This window comes from Rhizobium sp. Root491 (assembly GCF_001427205.1).
Classification (GTDB): domain Bacteria; phylum Pseudomonadota; class Alphaproteobacteria; order Rhizobiales; family Rhizobiaceae; genus Agrobacterium; species Agrobacterium tumefaciens.
Map to the genome: position 1 here is coordinate 697,745 of NZ_LMFF01000001.1, position 17,695 is coordinate 715,439.

General features: G+C 59.2%; 20 protein-coding genes and 1 pseudogene. 13 read left to right on the forward strand and 8 right to left on the reverse strand.

The genetic code is table 11. The features are described from left to right. Nucleotides 1-23 precede the first annotated feature (23 nt). The 5 genes from ASD46_RS03515 to coxB all read right to left on the reverse strand — a co-directional run bounded on the left by ASD46_RS03515 (nucleotide 24) and on the right by coxB (nucleotide 4,752). On the reverse strand, nucleotides 24-653 hold the full coding sequence (locus tag ASD46_RS03515) for a cytochrome c oxidase assembly protein (protein WP_003511786.1): 630 nt from the start codon (nucleotides 651-653) through the stop codon (nucleotides 24-26). A 42-nt stretch (nucleotides 654-695) separates the two neighbouring features. Then, the gene (locus tag ASD46_RS27660; RefSeq protein ID WP_013635615.1) at nucleotides 696-827 is read right to left on the reverse strand and encodes a hypothetical protein; all 132 of its coding nucleotides are present in this window, start codon (nucleotides 825-827) and stop codon (nucleotides 696-698) included. After that, entirely contained in the window at nucleotides 827-1,780 is a 954-nt protein-coding gene (gene cyoE / locus ASD46_RS03525; protein ID WP_025592668.1) for a heme o synthase, read from the reverse strand. The genes ASD46_RS27660 and cyoE overlap by 1 nt, the downstream gene beginning before the upstream one ends. A 381-nt stretch (nucleotides 1,781-2,161) precedes the next feature. Then, on the reverse strand, nucleotides 2,162-3,871 hold the full coding sequence (gene ctaD, locus ASD46_RS03530; protein ID WP_003511781.1) for a cytochrome c oxidase subunit I: 1,710 nt from the start codon (nucleotides 3,869-3,871) through the stop codon (nucleotides 2,162-2,164). 17 nt (nucleotides 3,872-3,888) lie between these two features. Beyond that, complete coding sequence (gene coxB / locus ASD46_RS03535) at nucleotides 3,889-4,752, reverse strand: cytochrome c oxidase subunit II (protein WP_019564187.1); 864 nt, start codon at nucleotides 4,750-4,752, stop codon at nucleotides 3,889-3,891. A 441-nt stretch (nucleotides 4,753-5,193) separates the two neighbouring features. Here coxB and ASD46_RS03540 point away from each other — a divergent pair, with 441 nt between their 5' ends. The 5 genes from ASD46_RS03540 (at nucleotide 5,194) to ASD46_RS03560 (ending at nucleotide 8,985) form a co-directional block, all read left to right on the forward strand. Beyond that, nucleotides 5,194-5,718: an invasion associated locus B family protein gene (locus ASD46_RS03540; protein ID WP_003511775.1), complete on the forward strand. Its 525-nt coding sequence runs from the start codon at nucleotides 5,194-5,196 to the stop codon at nucleotides 5,716-5,718. A gap of 69 nt (nucleotides 5,719-5,787) precedes the next feature. Next, nucleotides 5,788-6,096: a hypothetical protein gene (locus ASD46_RS27575; protein ID WP_025592666.1), complete on the forward strand. Its 309-nt coding sequence runs from the start codon at nucleotides 5,788-5,790 to the stop codon at nucleotides 6,094-6,096. Between the two features lie 79 nt (nucleotides 6,097-6,175). Further along, the gene (tldD, locus tag ASD46_RS03550; protein ID WP_003511774.1) at nucleotides 6,176-7,591 is read left to right on the forward strand and encodes a metalloprotease TldD; all 1,416 of its coding nucleotides are present in this window, start codon (nucleotides 6,176-6,178) and stop codon (nucleotides 7,589-7,591) included. 275 nt (nucleotides 7,592-7,866) lie between these two features. Further along, on the forward strand, nucleotides 7,867-8,304 hold the full coding sequence (locus tag ASD46_RS03555) for a bleomycin resistance protein (RefSeq protein WP_003511773.1): 438 nt from the start codon (nucleotides 7,867-7,869) through the stop codon (nucleotides 8,302-8,304). A 6-nt stretch (nucleotides 8,305-8,310) separates the two neighbouring features. After that, nucleotides 8,311-8,985 (forward strand): HAD family hydrolase, encoded by a 675-nt coding sequence (locus ASD46_RS03560; protein ID WP_003511772.1) that lies wholly within the window; start codon nucleotides 8,311-8,313, stop codon nucleotides 8,983-8,985. A 267-nt stretch (nucleotides 8,986-9,252) separates the two neighbouring features. Here the strand turns inward: ASD46_RS03560 and ASD46_RS03565 are convergent. Next, nucleotides 9,253-9,536: pseudogene (locus tag ASD46_RS03565) on the reverse strand (pyrophosphatase). 150 nt (nucleotides 9,537-9,686) lie between these two features. On the opposite strand from ASD46_RS03565, the gene ASD46_RS03570 reads away from it, so the two are divergent. After that, nucleotides 9,687-10,466 (forward strand): sulfite exporter TauE/SafE family protein, encoded by a 780-nt coding sequence (locus tag ASD46_RS03570; protein ID WP_025592662.1) that lies wholly within the window; start codon nucleotides 9,687-9,689, stop codon nucleotides 10,464-10,466. Nucleotides 10,467-10,497: 31 nt separating this feature from the next. On the opposite strand, the gene pdxH is transcribed toward ASD46_RS03570, so the two are convergent. Further along, entirely contained in the window at nucleotides 10,498-11,118 is a 621-nt protein-coding gene (pdxH, locus tag ASD46_RS03575; RefSeq protein WP_003511768.1) for a pyridoxamine 5'-phosphate oxidase, read from the reverse strand. Between the two features lie 56 nt (nucleotides 11,119-11,174). On the opposite strand from pdxH, the gene ASD46_RS03580 reads away from it, so the two are divergent. From ASD46_RS03580 to ASD46_RS03595, 4 genes are all read left to right on the forward strand, one after another. Further along, the gene (locus ASD46_RS03580) at nucleotides 11,175-11,624 is read left to right on the forward strand and encodes an RT0821/Lpp0805 family surface protein (RefSeq protein ID WP_003511767.1); all 450 of its coding nucleotides are present in this window, start codon (nucleotides 11,175-11,177) and stop codon (nucleotides 11,622-11,624) included. 212 nt (nucleotides 11,625-11,836) lie between these two features. Beyond that, nucleotides 11,837-12,946: a DnaJ C-terminal domain-containing protein gene (locus ASD46_RS03585; protein ID WP_025592658.1), complete on the forward strand. Its 1,110-nt coding sequence runs from the start codon at nucleotides 11,837-11,839 to the stop codon at nucleotides 12,944-12,946. Nucleotides 12,947-13,077: 131 nt separating this feature from the next. After that, nucleotides 13,078-13,896 (forward strand): enoyl-ACP reductase FabI, encoded by an 819-nt coding sequence (gene fabI, locus ASD46_RS03590; RefSeq protein ID WP_003511762.1) that lies wholly within the window; start codon nucleotides 13,078-13,080, stop codon nucleotides 13,894-13,896. Between the two features lie 31 nt (nucleotides 13,897-13,927). Continuing rightward, entirely contained in the window at nucleotides 13,928-14,521 is a 594-nt protein-coding gene (locus ASD46_RS03595) for a histidine phosphatase family protein (RefSeq protein ID WP_013635606.1), read from the forward strand. Nucleotides 14,522-14,720: 199 nt separating this feature from the next. On the opposite strand, the gene ASD46_RS03600 is transcribed toward ASD46_RS03595, so the two are convergent. Beyond that, nucleotides 14,721-14,981, reverse strand: coding sequence for a DUF1344 domain-containing protein (locus ASD46_RS03600; protein WP_003511760.1), 261 nt, complete (start codon nucleotides 14,979-14,981; stop codon nucleotides 14,721-14,723). A gap of 83 nt (nucleotides 14,982-15,064) precedes the next feature. On the opposite strand from ASD46_RS03600, the gene ASD46_RS27315 reads away from it, so the two are divergent. The 3 genes from ASD46_RS27315 (at nucleotide 15,065) to ribB (ending at nucleotide 17,644) form a co-directional block, all read left to right on the forward strand. Beyond that, nucleotides 15,065-15,331, forward strand: coding sequence for a hypothetical protein (locus ASD46_RS27315; protein WP_162248377.1), 267 nt, complete (start codon nucleotides 15,065-15,067; stop codon nucleotides 15,329-15,331). A 103-nt stretch (nucleotides 15,332-15,434) separates the two neighbouring features. After that, nucleotides 15,435-16,532: a chorismate synthase gene (gene aroC / locus ASD46_RS03605; RefSeq protein ID WP_003511758.1), complete on the forward strand. Its 1,098-nt coding sequence runs from the start codon at nucleotides 15,435-15,437 to the stop codon at nucleotides 16,530-16,532. An 11-nt stretch (nucleotides 16,533-16,543) separates the two neighbouring features. Further along, nucleotides 16,544-17,644 carry a 3,4-dihydroxy-2-butanone-4-phosphate synthase gene (gene ribB / locus ASD46_RS03610; protein ID WP_003511757.1) on the forward strand — a complete coding sequence of 367 codons (1,101 nt, stop codon included), beginning with the start codon at nucleotides 16,544-16,546 and terminating at the stop codon, nucleotides 17,642-17,644. The last annotated feature ends 51 nt before the right edge of the window (nucleotides 17,645-17,695 follow it).

Here is a 17,695-nt window from a genome sequence, read left to right on the forward strand (position 1 = left end):
GCTCAAAAGGCCCGAGTCTCCTCTCACAATTTGCTTTCGCCAGATTCAGTCTTTACCGGCAAGGACGCAACCGGTTTTTCGGTTTTGGCCGGATAAAACGTATAGGACAGCGTCAAAGTATGAATGTTCTTCGTTTCGCGCGCCGTGGCGATATCCGGATCGATGAAAAACACCACCGGCATTTCGAGCGTTTCGCCCGGCTGAAGCGTCGTTTCGGTGAAGCAGAAACACTCCACCTTGTTGAAATAAGCGCCTGCTTCCATGGGCGTGACGTTAAAGACCGCCGTGCCCGTGGTTGCCACCGCTGAGCGGTTCGTCGCCTTGAAATTGATCTGCACCGTCTCGCCGATTTTCGGCGTGACCAGCTTGTCGACCGGGCGGAAATCCCAGTTGAGGCCATTCGACGTATTGGCGTCGAAGGTGACGTTGATGGTCTTGTCGAGAATGACGTCGGAATATTGCTCGACGCGCTGGGTCGTGCCGTTATAGCCAGTGACGCGGCAGAACAGGCTGTAGAGCGGAACGGCGGCATAGGCCATGCCGATCATAGCGCAGAAAAACACGAGACAGAGCACGAGGATGGAGCGATTGCTCACCCGCTGCGTGCCGGCCGTTGCCTTGTCTGCCCCGATATTTGCCCCAGTATTCGCCATGTCCCCCTCCTCTCCTCCGATCATTCCCTCACTGTCAGGCCGTCAATGCGAGCCGATCTTGATGATGGTGATGACGTAAAACAGCACCACCAGACCGGCGAGCAAGACGCCGAGCGCGACGTTGCGCCCGCGCCTCGATTTTTTCTGCGCCGCGCTCAGTTCCACGGTTTCCATCAAAAAACTCCCGAAATCACGGCTTTCAGGGCCGGAGCGAAATGATCGGCCAAAAGGCCGGAGAAGATGGCGAAGAGGTAAAGCACCGAATAGGCGAACATCTTCTTGGCGGGCAGCATTTTCTCGTCACTGTCAGGCATGCGCCGGACATCGAGCGAACAGTAAACGAAGATCGCGCTCAGCACGGCGGCGAAAATGCCGTAACCGAGGCTCGCCAGACCGGTGAAATACGGCGCGACCGCAACTGCAGCCGTCAGCACCGCGTAGACGATCATCTGGTTCTTGGTGGAGCGCTCGCCCGCCACGTTCGGCATCATCGGAATGCCGACGGAGCCGTAGTCGCGCATCTTGAACAGCGCCAGCGCCCAGAAATGGGCTGGTGTCCACAAGAAGATGATGAGGAAGAGGATGACGCTATCAAGCGAAACGCCGCCGGTGACGCAGGCCCAGCCAAGCATGGGCGGGAAAGCGCCGGCAGCACCACCAATGACGATGTTCTGCGGTGTCGAGCGTTTCAGCCACATCGTATAAACGACGGCGTAGAAGAAAATGGTGAAGGCGAGCAGTCCGGCGGAGAACCAGTTGACCGCAAGCCCGAGGATGACCACCGAAAAGGCCGAGAGCGTCAGCCCGAAGGCCAGCGCCTCGCCAGGTGCTACGCGGCCGGACGGGATCGGCCGCTTGGCGGTACGGCTCATCACGGCGTCGATGTCTGCATCGTACCACATGTTGAGCGCGCCGGATGCGCCGGCACCGACGGCAATACAGAGAATGGCGATGAGGCCGAGGACCGGGTTGATGTGGCCCGGCGCCAGCACGAGGCCCGCAAACGCCGTGAAGACGACGAGCGACATGACGCGCGGTTTCAGCAACTCGAAATAATCGCGCGCGCCGGCTTCCGAAAGTTCGGAGCTTTCCAGGCCAAGCATTTCGCGATTGTCGATGACGGTCATTTCGTATCCTGTTTTTCTTCAGATGCCGCTTGCCGCGGCATCCCTTGCACCAGCCCGAAAACAGAGTGTCGTTTTCGGCGTGCACGGTGCGTCAATTCATTGGTCCGAACGTTCCGGCACGAGCAGCACCGGGGTCAAAGACCCGATGCCATGCGCCTGGCATATCGCCACGCCCGTTCCGTCGCCCTGCTGCGTCTGCCCATTCATAGTGGCAGTACTTGGCTTTTATCATGTCGCACGAAAAGCTTCGCTTGGACAAAATGCCTCACGCAGCATCAGACTCCGTCCGCCTCAAGGGAAACGGCGCGGATAAGCCCACACCATCCCCTCTTTTCAGCTTCCGGAGTTCGCAAGCCCTGCCCGCGCACTCCGGTCCGGCATTCAGCGAATGCGCGGAAGCTGTTCCCACTGGTGGTACGGCGGCGGAGAGGACAGCTGCCATTCGAGCGTCGTCGCACCTTCACCCCAAGGATTGTTGCCAGCGATCCGCTTCTTGGCGAAGGCTTCCCAAACACCGAAGAGGAAGATCAACACGGCAACGGCCGAGATATAGGAACCATAGGAAGACACCAGGTTCCAGCCGGCATAGGCATCGGGATAATCGATGTAACGACGCGGCATGCCGGCAAGGCCGAGGAAGTGCTGCGGGAAGAAGATCAGGTTCACGCCAACGAACATCACCCAGAAGTGCAGCTTGCCGATGAACTCGTTGTACATGTAGCCGGTGATCTTCGGGAACCAGTAATACCAGCCGGCGAAGATCGCGAAGACCGCGCCGAGCGATAGAACGTAATGGAAGTGCGCCACGACGTAGTAGGTGTCGTGCAGCGAACGGTCGAGACCGGCATTGGCGAGCTGGACGCCGGTAACACCGCCGACCGTGAACAGGAAGATGAAGCCGATTGCCCAGACCATCGGGGTCGAGAAGGTCAGCGAACCGCCCCACATCGTCGCGATCCAAGAGAAGATCTTGATACCCGTCGGCACCGCGATGACCATGGTTGCGAAGACGAAATAACGCTGCGCTTCCAGCGAAAGGCCGACCGTGTACATGTGGTGCGCCCACACGATGAAGCCGACAGCGCCGATGGCGACCATGGCGTATGCCATGCCGAGATAGCCGAAGACCGGCTTCTTGGAGAAGGTGGACACGATGTGGCTGATGATGCCGAAGCCGGGCAGGATCAGGATGTACACTTCCGGGTGGCCGAAGAACCAGAACAGGTGCTGGTAGAGGATCGGATCACCGCCGCCTTCCGGCGAGAAGAATGCCGTGCCGAAGTTACGGTCGGTCAGAAGCATGGTGATGCCACCAGCCAGAACCGGCAGGGAAAGCAGCAGTAGGAATGCGGTGACCAGAACCGACCAGGCAAAAAGCGGCATCTTGTGCAGTGTCATGCCCGGAGCGCGCATGTTGAGGATGGTGGTGATGAAGTTGATGGCGCCAAGGATCGAGGACGCGCCGGCAACGTGCAGCGAGAAGATCGCAAGATCCACCGCCGGTCCCGGCATGCCGTTGGTCGAAAGCGGCGGATACATGGTCCAGCCGCCACCCACGCCGTAACCGCCCGCCGGACCTTCGACGAAAAGCGACAGGAGCAGCAGGATGAACGCCGGAACGATCAGCCAGAAGGAAATATTGTTGAGGCGCGGGAAAGCCATGTCAGGAGCGCCGATCATGATCGGAATCATCCAGTTGGCAAAGCCGCCGATCATCGCCGGCATGACCATGAAGAAGATCATGATGAGCGCGTGCGCTGTCGTGAACACGTTGAACATGTGCTTGCCGCCGTCGATGGCAGCATCGCCCTCGAAGCCGTAAACCATGGAGGCCAGACCGTGGAAGATCTGGATGCCCGGCTCCTGCAACTCCATACGCATGACAACCGAAAGCCCGCCACCGATGATACCTGCCATGATGGCGAAGATCAGGTAGAGCGTGCCGATGTCCTTATGGTTGGTCGACAGGAACCAGCGGGCGAAAAAGCCCGGCTTGTGGGAATGATCATGCGAATGATCATCATGCGCGTGCCCATCATGAGCGGATTGACCATGCGAGTGATGATCGTCGTGTGCGGAAGGTCCAGCCATTGTCGTCACTCCAGGTCTCAGTTGGTTTCGTTGGCGGCAACGTCGACCGTGCGCGGAGCGCCATCGACGGAGGCCATCAGTGCCCGGTTCGCGCCGTTCAGATCTGAAGCGGCGGCGGCGTGCCAGGCATTGTACTGCTGTTCGGAAACCACCCGAATGGCGATCGGCATGAAGGCGTGGTCCTTGCCGCAAAGCTCGGAACACTGGCCGTAATAAAGGCCTTCCTTCTCCGGCTTGAACCAAGTTTCGTTGAGGCGGCCCGGAACGGCGTCGATCTTAACACCGAAAGCGGGCATGGCGAAGGCGTGGATGACATCCGTAGGCGCCGCCGTCACCAGAAGGCGAACGGTCTTGCCGACCGGAACGACCATTTCATTGTCTACCGCGAGAAGACGCGGGTAGCGGGCCTTGTCCTCCTTGCCTGCAGCTGCACGATCCTGCTCCTTCAGCAGATAGCTGTCGAAGGCGAGCGGCTCGGCGCCCTCGGCAGCCTTGTATTCGTAGTTCCAGAGCCATTGCGTCGCAGTCGCCTTCAGCGTCAGATCAGGGTTTTCCGGCTGCGTCAGCTGCGCGTTCAGAAGATTGAACGACGGGAAAGCGAGGAACAGGAGAATGAGAACCGGCGCAAGTGTCCACACCACTTCGATCGCGGTGTTGTGGCTGGTCTTGGACGGCACCGGATTTTTCGCTGCACGGAATTTCAAGGCGACGATAATGAGCAGCGCAAGAACGAAAAGCGTAACCGGAACAATGAACCAGAGCGTATATTGTTCAAACCAGCGTATTTCGTGCATGATCGGCGTGGCGGCCTCCTGCATGCCCATTTGCCAATGCACCGGCTGATCGGCGTGGGCGCCGACAGCCGTGAGCAGACAGGTCATCCCCGCCAATGCTGCGTAAATCCTATTCGTCACGGTACCCTCTCCCTCACGCGTCTGATCTTGATCAATTACAGACGCAGAATCCATGCTTATGGTACTAACTTCAAACCACAGTTTGTCCTCTGCCGCAATATGCGTAAGGACACGGATGTCAGCCAATTTCACCATTGTTCGTCGCAGCCGAGTTTCCCATGTCCCGTATCCTGCAAGATATTTCAGGCGCGCTTGGCAATGGTCAAAATCCGGCGCAGCCCCTGCTGGCAGCGCTTTTGCAGCAGGCTTGAGCCACCAGGCACCGGCTGCCGCACGGTCAAATCAGGCGCCTGCACCTGGCAACAGGTCCTATTTCCGCCCAACTCGGCTGGAATTGAGGTACCAAGGCTTTTTTTTCCGGATTATGGCGTCAAAATAGCCGCACTGATTCGAATCCCAGAGGTATCCATGCGTCTTTCCCCGCTCGCGCGCACTTTTCTTGCCGCCGCCGGTCTTGCCATCATCGCTCCCGCCGCAGCGGCGCTGGCGCAACAGCAGCCGCCCGGAACGCCGAAGTCGACGCATGGAGCATGGTCGGTGATCTGCGACAAGCCGGCAGGCGCATCCGAAGATCAATGCGCCCTGATGCAGAACGTGATTGCCGACGACCGCCCGGAAGTGGGGCTTTCGGTGGTGGTCCTGAAAACCGCGGACCGCAAGTCGCGCATCCTGCGTATCCTCGCACCGCTTGGCGTGCTTCTGAAGGACGGCATGGAGCTTTATATCGACAACAACAATATTGGCCGCGCCTATTTCACCCGCTGCTTCTCCGAAGGCTGCTATGTCGAGGTCGATATTGACGACGAGCTGCTGAAGGTTCTGCGCGCCGGCAAGAACGCGGTTTTCGCGCTGCGTGAATCCGTCGATCAGGATCGTGTCGGTATTCCGATCGAGCTCACCGGCTTTGCCGAAGGCTACGACGCGCTTCCTTAAACAATAAGGTTGAATCCGAGAGACTAAAACTCTACCATGAAAGTATTGTTTTAACTATTTTCGGATATCATGAAATATAGAAAACCGGTAACCCTCCGTCAGTTTTGCGGCGTTTTTCTGGTACTTATACTATTTGCTTTTGCGGTGAGCTTTGCTCATGAAAGTGGCCTCTTGCCCGATTTCATGGTAGGAAACGCGCAGCCGCAAATGCTGATTATGATTGTGACTGGGAATATTCTGTCGCAGTTCCACTGGGAACGCGTCGTACCAAATCCGCCTGAGCACTGGGGACGTCTGACGTTGCTGGTTCTTCTCCATAGCGTCCCTGTCTATGTGGCCATGGCTTTTTTCGTGCACCTCATATTCAAGCTGACTTGAGCCAAATCACGCTTTGGCTTGCCACCGACGCCCCACAATCCTACATGCTTGCCAGACACTATTCAGTTTGGAGCCTTCAATGACCAACGACCTTGTAAATCTCTTCGATTGCGACGAGACGCAGTTGCGCAAGCTGGTCGCGGAAGCGCTCACCGGCGCAGACGATGGCGAGTTGTTCATCGAACATGCGCAGGCCGAATCGCTGACCTTCGATAACGGCCGCCTCAAGGGCGGCTCCTTCAATACCGACCAGGGTTTTGGCCTGCGCGCCGTGGCCGGCGAGACCGTTGGCTACGCCCATGCGGGCGAGCTGTCGCAGGCTGCGCTGAAGCGGGCGTCGGATGCTGTCGGCGCCGTGACCAGAGGTTATTCCGGTTCCTATGCCGCAGCCCCACAACGCACTAACAAAAAGCTCTATGGCGACGAAAACCCGATCGGCAGCCCGAGCTTCGAGGAGAAGGTGAAACTTCTCACCGATATCGATGCCTATTTGCGCGACAAAGACGCGAATGTCCGACAGGTGACGGCGACGATTTCCGCAAGCTGGCAGGTAGTGGATATTCTGCGCGCCGATGGCCATCGCGTCAGCGATGTCAGGCCCATGACCCGTATCAATATTTCCGTGGTCGCAGGTGAAGGCGACCGGCAGGAAAGCGGCTCCTACGGCATTGGCGGCCGCGTCGGCTTTGGCGATTTCATCACCACGGAGAACTGGCAGCGCGGTGCGGACGAGGCACTGCGCCAGGCGCTCGTCAACCTGACCGCCGTCGATGCGCCGGCCGGCACCATGGATGTGGTTCTCGGCTCCGGCTGGCCCGGCGTCATGCTGCATGAGGCTGTGGGCCATGGCCTCGAAGGCGATTTCAACCGCAAGAAAACCTCGGCCTTTGCCGGCCTGATGGGCGAGATGGTGGCAGCCCCGGGTGTGACTGTGGTGGATGACGGCACCATCGACAGCCGCCGTGGTTCACTCACCGTCGACGACGAGGGAACACCGTCGGCCTATAATGTGCTGATCGAGAACGGCAGGCTGGTGGGATACATGCAGGACCGCCAGAACGCCCGGCTGATGGGTGCAAAGGCGACAGGCAATGGCCGCCGGCAGGGTTATGCCTATGTGCCGATGCCGCGCATGACCAACACCTACATGCTGTCAGGAGACAAGACGCCCGAGGAGATCATCTCCTCCGTCAAGAAGGGCATCTATGCCGTTTCCTTCGGTGGCGGTCAGGTGGATATCACATCAGGCAAGTTCGTGTTCGGCTGCACCGAGGCTTATCTCATCGAGAACGGCAAGATCGGCGCGCCGGTGAAGGGTGCAATGCTGATCGGCAACGGGCCGGACGCAATGAAACGCGTCTCGATGATCGGCAACGATTCGAAACTGGACACCGGCATCGGCAATTGCGGCAAGGCCGGGCAATGGGTTCCGGTTGGCGTCGGCCAGCCGCATCTGCGCATGGACCAGATCACCGTCGGCGGCACGAAGGCGTAGTTCCGGCCTCGAGCCGGAATCCAGCCTACCCGCGTCCGCTTGGCGAGATGAGTCTTTGCAGCCCAAGGACTTGGGCTGACTGGGTGCCAGACCATGTCCGGCATGAGGTGAGAAAAGCTGTGGCAGGACGAAAAGTTGAACCCGCTTCAGCCCACAACTCCGCACATGGCTGCCATGATGAGGATTCCTCTGGCAAGTCACCCGGAAGACGATAATATCGCCCCATTACCGCAGGCCACGCCTCCCATCGCCGGGCCTGCGCGGCAAAGGAGACCATGACCATCATACGAAATGCCCTCGTCCCGGAACTAGCCGTCAGCGACTGGCAGAAAAGCCGCGCTTTTTATTGCGACCTGATCGGTTTTCATGTGGTTTATGAGCGCGCCGAAGAGGGCTTTGCCTATCTGGCGCTGGGTGATGCGCAGCTGATGATCGACCAGATCGGTGCGACCCGGACCTTCGTGGCGGAAAATGCAGCGCTTGAATTTCCGCTGGGCCGCGGCATGAATCTGCAACTTGCCGTTCCTTCCCTGCTGCCCATCCTCGCGCGGCTTGAGCGGGCCTCGATCGATCTTGTCCTGCCGTCAGAGGAAAAATGGTACAGGCGCGGCACAGTCGAGGTCGGTAACCGGCAATTCATCGTTGCCGATCCGGACGGTTACCTGCTCCGCCCGTTCGAAAGCCTCGGCGAACGCCCCTTCCGGTTCGGTTGAGCCGCCATGCTGCCTTTTCTCCCGCATGCAGTCGTTTTCGACATGGATGGATTGCTGATCGAAAGCGAGACGCTTTATCGCGATTCCTTTCTGGCCGCGTCAGATGAGGGCGGCCACGGAATGCGGGTCGAGACCTATCAGAAGGTCTGCGGCAGCCCGTGGGATGTCATTACCGGCACCATTTTCGCCGATTATGGCGCGGATTTTCCGATCGACAGCTTCCGTGACGCCTGGCTCCGGCATCTTGCCGTGATGATGGCGGAAGGCGTGGCGCTGAAACCCGGCGTCGTCGAAATCCTCGATCTTCTCGACAGGCTTGATATACGCCGCGCCATCGCCACTTCCTCGCGGCACGATTCCGTCACGCGTCATCTCGGCCCCTATGACCTGCTCAAACGTTTCGATACCATCGTCGCCCGCGGCGACTATTCGGAGCCGAAGCCGTCGCCCATGCCATATCTTACTGCCGCAAAACGTCTCGGCATCGATCCGGGCCGTTGCCTGGCGCTGGAGGATTCCTGGCACGGCGTGCGCTCCGCCTCATCGGCGGGCATGATGACGATCATGGTGCCGGATGTCGCGCCGCCGACCGAGGAAATGCGGGAAAAATGCATTGCCGTTTCAACCGATCTTCATGCGGTTGCCGGCCTCCTGCAACAGGCGCCGTTATCAGAGGCATGAAGGCGCGGCGCATGCCTTTAGCCATTGGTCTTTATGGTGCCTCACGTATAGGCTGGCAGGCCGATCCTGCGCGAATTCATTTGTCGGCACATCCATAAACGGAGCAGCGCTGATATTGCTCGCTCTTTCCGCATTTCAGATTACCCTGCGGCAGGTCATGACACCGGTGGCCGCCATTCTCGCAGCTCTGCTCTCTATCGTTTCGCTCTCGTAATTGCGGCAGCGGCAGAGCCGCAGCGGTAGGGTCGCGTCCCTCCCCGCAAACTGTCAAACCGACGGTGTAAAACGCCACTTGCGCTCTATCGATGCTTCGAGGGCAGCAACACGTGGCCCAAGAGATCGGCGGTTTCGTCGGCAAGATCGAGTTTCATCTCCTCTTCGCTTCTGCCTTTGCTGCGCCCACGCCCCGTCAGCCGGTTCCAGGCCTGCGTGACCTCACCAACCTCCTCCTGGAGCTTCAGCATATACCAGTCGGGATCGCGGACGATCCCATTTTCCTCGGCGTATTTCTGTGATGCAGCTTCAAACTGGCGCATCAAGACAGCAAGCATTTGTTCATCCTTTGTTCGTGAGATACAAGTCTGATCACGATTCTCCGGCGGCGTCGATTCGAAAGCGTATCGTGCGATAATCAGCTGAAACTTCCGCGACAGGTGCCTGCATGCGGGATAAAGAGGTATTCGAAACCCATGCAGTCACCCATGCCTCTCCTCGATTTTTTCTCGGCTCTCATCACCGCGCATAGTCCGACGCTGCTCGTCATGTTTGCGGGCGCCGCCTTTCTCGCCGGACTTGCCCGCGGCTTTTCCGGCTTTGGTGCGGCCCTCATCTTCATTCCGCTAGCAAGCGCCATTGTCGGCCCGCGCATCGCCTCGGTGGTTCTTCTTGTGGTGGACGGCGTTTTGACGCTCGGCATGATACCGCCGGCCTGGCGCATGGCCGACCGGCGTGAAGTCTTCACCATGGCAGCCGGTGCGCTTGTCGGTGTCCCGCTTGGAACGCTGCTGCTTTCCGGCGGGGATCCGCTCACCCTGCGCTGGATCATTTCCATCGTGGTTGTCGTGCTGCTGTTATTTCTCGTTTCCGGCTGGCGTTACAGCGGCCGGCCGAAAACGCCGCTCACCCTGTTCACTGGACTTGTTGCCGGGCTGTTTTCGGGTGCGGCGCAACTGGGCGGTCCACCCATCGTCGCCTATTGGCTTGGCGGGGCCCTCAAGGGCGCTTTCGTGCGCGCGAATGTCATTCTCTATTTCGCGATTTCGACCGTGATCTCCGCCACCAGCTATTTTTTTGGTGGCCTGTTCACCGCTGACGTCTTTGTTTTTTTCCTGCTGGCCCTGCCGTTTTACGGGGCGGGTCTTTATGCCGGTGCGCGGCTGCACGGGCTTGCCGACGAGGCGGCGTTCAGGCGCATCTGCTACTGCCTGATCGCCATTTCCGCCGTCATCGGCCTGCCGCTATTTGATTCGCTGCTGAAATAGGCAGGCAAGGACGGCCTGCCTCCTGCAGCTTTCAAGGATACATGCGGACCTTGGACCACGGTTCATCCGGCGTCTCGCGGCGGAATTCGACACGGTCGTGCAGGCGGAACTTGCGGTCGTGCCAGAACTCGATGCTGACCGGGCGAATGCGGAAACCGGACCAGTAGGAGGGGCGCGGAATATCGCCGATCGCATATTTCGCGGTGTATTCGGCAACCGCCTTTTCCAGCGCAAACCGGCCTTCCAGCGGCCGCGACTGCTTCGACGCCCAGGCGCCGATGCGGCTTCCGCGCGGACGCGAGGCGTAATAGCTATCCGCTTCCGCGTCGGTAACGATCTCCACCTCGCCGCGCAGACGCACCTGCCGGCGCAGGCTTTTCCAGTGGAAACACATGGCCGCTTTTTTCTGGCCCAGGATCTCGCGGCCCTTCTGGCTTTCGAAATTCGTATAGAAAACGAAGCCGCGATCGTCGACGTCCTTCAGCAGCACCATGCGCACATTCGGCAGGCCGTTTTCATCGACGGTTGCGAGTGCTACCGCGTTCGGATCGTTGATTTCGGAGGCCGTCGCGTCCTTCAGCCATTCGGCAAAAAGCGTGAACGGTTCATTTTCTTCAGTGAAGTCACTGGATGTTAACCCCGTTTCCGACATATTGACTAAAATGCTCCCGAGCTGATTTGGACCCCAGAGATGATCTCTGGCGAAAGATGGTGACCGTCATAGCAAAGTCGAACAGTCGAACAAAGGGCCTCCTTTCATCGATAGCGGAAGTTTCCGCCATCGTGTCAATGCTTGTGGTGCTGAGCGGATGCGTCAGCCTTGACCTGTTCGGCGGCGACAAGGTCGATCGCTCGCTTTCCACCGCCTCTGTTCCCAACCAGCCCAATAATAACCCGCAGACCGACGACGCGACCATCCGCAATGCGGTCACATCGGCGGATCTCACCAAACTCGCGGAACAACCCCTGCCCTGGGCCAATGCCGCAACCGGCAGCGCCGGTGTCGTCACCACCATTCACGAAGACAAGTCCAGCGGTTTCGTCTGCCGCGATTTCAAGACGACGCGCCACTCTTTCGAAGGTGTGGCGAGTTACGCCGGACAGGCCTGCCTGTCGGAAACCGGCGAATGGTTACTTACCCGCTTCGAACAGAAATAAACTGTTTACCCTGGCGCGCGGAATTAATCCGGCCGCATGGCAGCGCGCATTCCCCGTAAACAACTGCTTAGCAACTTATTGCCACAGTCGACGTTGTTTGAACCGAGGGCATGCATGCGAATGATCGCAGGCATCCCTTTTCGGAGGGGTTTGTTTCAGGATTGCGCCATGAGCGGCTGCACGTGCCTGAGCCAACGTAACTGGTGTTTCGCATGCGCGATCCGTATTCTATCCTCGGCTTAAAACGTGACGCCCGTCACGAAGACATCAAGGCTGCCTGGCGCACGAAGGCAAAAACCGTCCATCCGGACGCCAATCGCGATGACCCTGACGCGTCGGCGCGATTCGCCGAGGTCGGGCAGGCCTATGATCTTCTGAAAGACCCCAAAAAGCGCGATCTTTACGACCAGGCCCGCAAGGCGGCCGAGAAAAAGCAGCGCGGCGAAACAATCATGCAGCAGCGGGAGGCGGCACGCGAGGCCGCCGAGCGCGCCAGGGCCGCTGAGAAGCTCATGGAGGAACTGGCCCGTGCGGATGCCCGCAACAGGGCGCAAACCGGCCAGAAAGCCGATGCAAAACCCGAAACGGCCGAAGATATCGTCGAGCGGATTTTCGGCGCAGACGCGCAGAACGACCCCAAGGTGCAGCAGGCAGCCGAAGCGGCGAAAGCCGCAGCCACTGGCGTTAAAGGCGATGCGCCCGGTGCTGGCGAGACCACGCAGACGTCTGCAAGCGAAACCGCAGCCGCTTCGCTCGCCGCCAATCTCTTCAGCGCTCTCGTGCGCCGCTTCCGCCCCCCGCAGACACCGCCGGAAAAGGCACCTGACATCACGGCGGAAGCCACCGTTACGGTCACCGAACTTCTGGAGCGCAAATGGATCACCGTATCCCTTGCCGACGAACGCGAGGTACGCTTCCAGCTTGAACCCGGCATGACGGACGGTCATGTGGTGCGGCTAAAGGGCCAGGGGCTGAAGCTGCCGAACATTGCGCGCGGCGATCTGGCCGTCACGTTGCTGGCGGCACGCGACGACGCCTTTTCCCTTCGCGGCTTCGATATTCATACGACGCTGCCAATCTCTCTCAGTGACGCGGTTCTGGGTTGCGAGACGAGTATCCGGACGCCGCTTGGCGAGGAAACCGTCACCATTCCTGCCTGGTCCGGCTCCGATCGCGAGCTGCGGCTTGCCGAAAAGGGGCTTGCGGACGGCAAGGGCGGATATGGCGATCTCGTCATCGAATTGCGCATCATCCTGCTCGAAAAGCCGGACGAGAAGGTGACTGACCTCATGCGCCACATGCGCGAAGGCCTTTATTTGTAAAAGTCTTGCGAATAGGCGGGACAACGCACCCTTTGTTACGTTCCCTAACAGTAGATGATCCTCGGCAATCTTGAACAGGATTGCAGCCTATGCCATAGGCAGGATCAATCGAAAGTATCAGGGAGCATACAATGGCTCAGGCATCCGGCCTTATGGCTGGCAAACGCGGCATCATCTTGGGTGTCGCCAATAATCGTTCAATCGCTTGGGGCATTGCCAAGGCTTGCGCGGACGCGGGCGCGGAAATCGCGCTCACCTGGCAGGGCGACGCGCTGAAGAAGCGTGTTGAACCGCTGGCGCAGGAACTGGGCGCCTTCATGGCCGGCCACTGTGACGTGACCGACCTCGAGACGATCGATGCGGTTTTTGCCGGGCTGGAAAAGCATTGGGGCAAGATCGATTTCGTCGTGCACGCCATCGCCTTTTCCGACAAGGACGAGCTGACCGGCCGTTATCTCGACACCAGCCGCGACAACTTCAATCGCACCATGGACATTTCCGTCTTCTCGCTGGCCGCCGTTGCCAAGCGGGCGGAGCCGATCATGAATGATGGTGGTTCGATCATCACGCTCACCTATTACGGTGCCGAGAAGGTCATGCCGAACTACAACGTCATGGGCGTGGCCAAGGCTGCACTCGAGGCCAGCGTTCGTTATCTCGCGGTAGACCTCGGCAGTCGCGGCATCCGCGTCAACGCGGTTTCCGCTGGCCCGATCAAGACGCTTGCGGCTTCCGGTATTGGCGATTTCCGTTACATTCTGAAATGGAACGAATACAACGCGCCGCTGAAGCGCACCGTTTCCATCGAAGAAGTCGGCAAGTCGGCGCTTTACCTGCTGTCCGACCTTTCGACGGCTGTCACCGGCGAAATCCACCACGTGGATTCCGGTTATCACACCATCGGCATGAAGGCCGTTGACGCGCCGGATATTTCGGTGGTCAAGGACTGAGCCGACCGAACTTTGAAACAGGGGTATCGCCTTGCTCGTCTATGTGATCCGGCACGGACAAACGGACTGGAATGCGATACGCCGGCTTCAGGGCCAGAAAGACATTCCGCTCAATGATTTCGGCCGCGCGCAAGCGGTCGGCAACGGCAAGGTTCTGGCGCAAATTCTCGGCGACACCGCGCGTGATTTCGATTACGTGGCAAGCCCGCTCGGGCGCACGCGCGAGACCATGGAGCTGATGCGCGGAGCGATGGGGCTCGATCCCCACGCATACCGCACCGATGACCGCCTCGTCGAAGTTTCCTTCGGCGACTGGGAAGGCCAGACCCTGCCGGAACTGAAAAAAGAATTTCCCGACCGGGTGAAAGCGCGCAAGGCCAACAAGTGGGACTTCATTCCCCCAGGTCAGCATGCCGAAAGCTATGAAATCCTGTCCTGGCGTATTGGCGCATGGCTTTCCTCAGTCGAGGTGCCGACGGTATGTGTCTGCCACGGCGGCGTGATCCGCTCGATCTTCCGCCTGGTTTCCGGCATGGACAAGGATGAAGCCTCTACGACGCAGATCCCGCAGGACCGGATTTTGAAGGTCGAGATCGACAGGAACAGTGCTGAGTGGATTTCGTGAGGGTATCGATCCTCCTCCGTCATTCCGGCCTCGAGCCGGAACCCGGCCAACCCAAATCTTTAGGCTAAAAAAACCAATCCCGCCACGCAGACGCTCGTCGGCTGGATGTCGGATCAAGTCCGGCATAATGGAAATTCTGGAGCTTCCCGACCGGGATTAGAGAGGTCCGCCTCGACAACAGGAGAGCCGAAACCGCAGTTTACTGCACGACCTCGAGATCATCGACCACGCGTTTTCCGTCCACTTCCGTGTAGAAAACAACGACCTTCACACCTGCCTTCAGGCCTTCGAAATTGAACTCTTCCGGCACACGGTAATTCTTGCCGTCGTTCAAGGTAATGGTCAGCGCATTCACGTCTATCTTGCTGATCGTTCCCTCGACATCGACGCTCTGGGCGTAGCTGTTGATAGGCATAAGCAAGTTGGCGGTGGCCAGAAGGGCGGCAATCATCATACGCATCGATCTAGCTTTCGTGAATTTGCGTGAAAACCTTACATGCATGAAGAATTGCCTTTCGAATGTGGCGGAAATTGCCCGCAACCATGACATTTTCGGCCCAATTGATGAACGGATTTTGGATCGCGTTCAAGTCGTTAGTGATTTTTACACCGCATTTCCCGGCAATATTGGAAAACCGCGAAACAGCGTGGAAAACACCAGCACCTTTACACTTTTGTCATCTGGAAAACCCTGCACCGTTTCCGCCGAATCATTCATCCGGCCAGTCGTCAGCCATCGTCACGCCTGTCGTTTTCCGGGCTGCTCGGCGTCGTGAACGCAGCGTCACCTTCTTATCGGACTTGCGATGAAAGAAAGGCTTTTGCCTTGGTCCGATTTTCTACTATGACAAATCCGCTTGTTTTAAACGGCCCCTGTCCGCAGGCGCGCCCTCGTTTTCCGGTCTAGAGAAATATGTCGCATAACAGCTTCGGTCATCTTTTTCGCGTTACCACCTGGGGCGAAAGCCATGGGCCCGCTTTGGGCTGCGTGGTGGACGGCTGCCCGCCCGGTATCCGCTTCACGCTTGCCGAGGTGCAGCACTGGATGGACAAGCGCAAGCCCGGCCAAAGCCGCTTCGTCACCCAGCGCCGTGAAGATGACATCGTCAAAGTCCTGTCCGGCGTGATGCTGGATGAGGACGGCGAGACGATGATAACCACCGGCACGCCGATCTCCATGCTGATCGAAAATACCGACCAGCGTTCCAAGGATTACGGCGAGATTGCCCGCAGCTTCCGCCCCGGCCATGCCGACTTCACCTATGACCTGAAATACGGCATTCGCGATTATCGCGGCGGCGGACGCTCTTCCGCCCGCGAGACGGCGGCGCGTGTTGCCGCAGGCGCAATCGCCCGCAAGGTGGTACCGAGCCTCAACGTGCGCGGTGCGCTGGTGCAGATCGGCAAACACAAGATCAACCGTGACAATTGGGATTGGGACCAGGTCGATCAGAACCCATTCTTCTGCCCCGATCCGGCCATGGTGCCGGTGTGGGAAGAATATCTTGACGGCATCCGCAAGGCGGGATCGTCGATCGGCGCGGTCGTCGAAGTCGTGGCGGAAGGTGTTCCGGCCGGCATCGGCGCGCCGATCTACGCCAAGCTCGATCAGGATATTGCCTCCAGCCTGATGTCGATCAACGCCGTCAAGGGCGTGGAGATTGGCGAGGGATTTGCCTCGGCCGAGCTTTCCGGCGAGGAGAATGCCGACGAGATGCGCATGGGCAATGACGGCAAACCGATTTTCCTGTCGAACCATGCCGGCGGCATTCTGGGCGGCATCGCGACTGGCGAGCCCGTCATCGCCCGCTTCGCCATCAAGCCCACCTCCTCCATTCTGACGGAGCGCCAGTCCATCGACACCGACGGTCGCAATGTGGATGTGCGCACCAAGGGCCGCCACGACCCCTGCGTCGGCATCCGCGCCGTGCCGATCGGCGAGGCGATGGTGGCCTGCACCGTTGCCGACCATTATTTGAGAGATCGTGGCCAGACCGGCCGGTTGAAGTGAGGTAATCCGAAATGGCCTATGATCAGAAACGTGTCGTCGACGCTATCCGCGCTTTCGAAGCTGGCGAGATCGTTGTCGTGACCGACGACGACGACCGTGAAAACGAAGGCGATCTGATTATTTCGGCGGTTCATTGCACGCCGGAAAAAATGGCGCTGATCGTGCGCCACACATCCGGCATCGTTTGCGCGCCCATGCCGCGTGACGAGGCAAAGAGGCTGAACCTCAACGCCATGGTGGCGGAGAACGACAGCGCCCACACCACCGCCTTCACCGTCAGCGTCGATTTCAAGCATGGCACGACGACCGGTATTTCGGCGGATGACCGCACCTTGACGGTGCGCAATCTCGCCAACCCGAATGTCGGCGCGTCGGATTTCACACGGCCAGGCCACATTTTCCCGCTGATTTCCCGCGAAGGCGGCGTGCTGATGCGTTCCGGCCATACCGAAGCGGCCGTCGATCTCTGCCGGCTCGCCGGCCTGCCGCCCATCGGCGTCATCAGCGAGCTGGTCAATGACGATGGCACCGTGATGCGCGGTCCGCAGGTTCTGGATTTCGCCGAAAAACACGGCATGAAGCATGTTTCGGTCGCCGATCTGATCGCCTATCGCCAGCGCAAGGAAACGCTGGTGGAGATGGAATCCTCCTTCACCATCCAAACCCCGTTCGGACCGGCCAAGGCGCATACCTACTCCCTGCCATGGGACCGGATGCAGCATATGGCGGTGATTTTCGGCGATATCCGCGATGGCGTCGATATTCCCGTCCGCCTGCACCCTGAAAACGTTGCTGACGACGTGTTCGGCGACCGCCAGCCGGTGCAGCACTATATGCAGAAGATCGCCGAAGAAGGCCGCGGCGTCATCGTCTATCTACGCGAAGGTTCTGTCGGCGTCGGCCAGGTGGACGGACGGCGCAAGGCGCGTGATCCCGACGAAGCGCACGCACAGGCCCGCTCCCGCGAAAATGAGTGGCTGGAAATCGGCCTCGGCGCGCAGATTCTCAAAGATCTCGGCATCAGCTCGATCAAGCTGATGACGACCCGCGAGCGCCACTATGTCGGGCTGGAAGGCTTCGGGATCAAGATTTCGGCAACGGATATCGGGTGATTTAGGGACGTCGCGAGGGCGCTTCGATTTGGCGTCCTCTCCGCCCGTCCG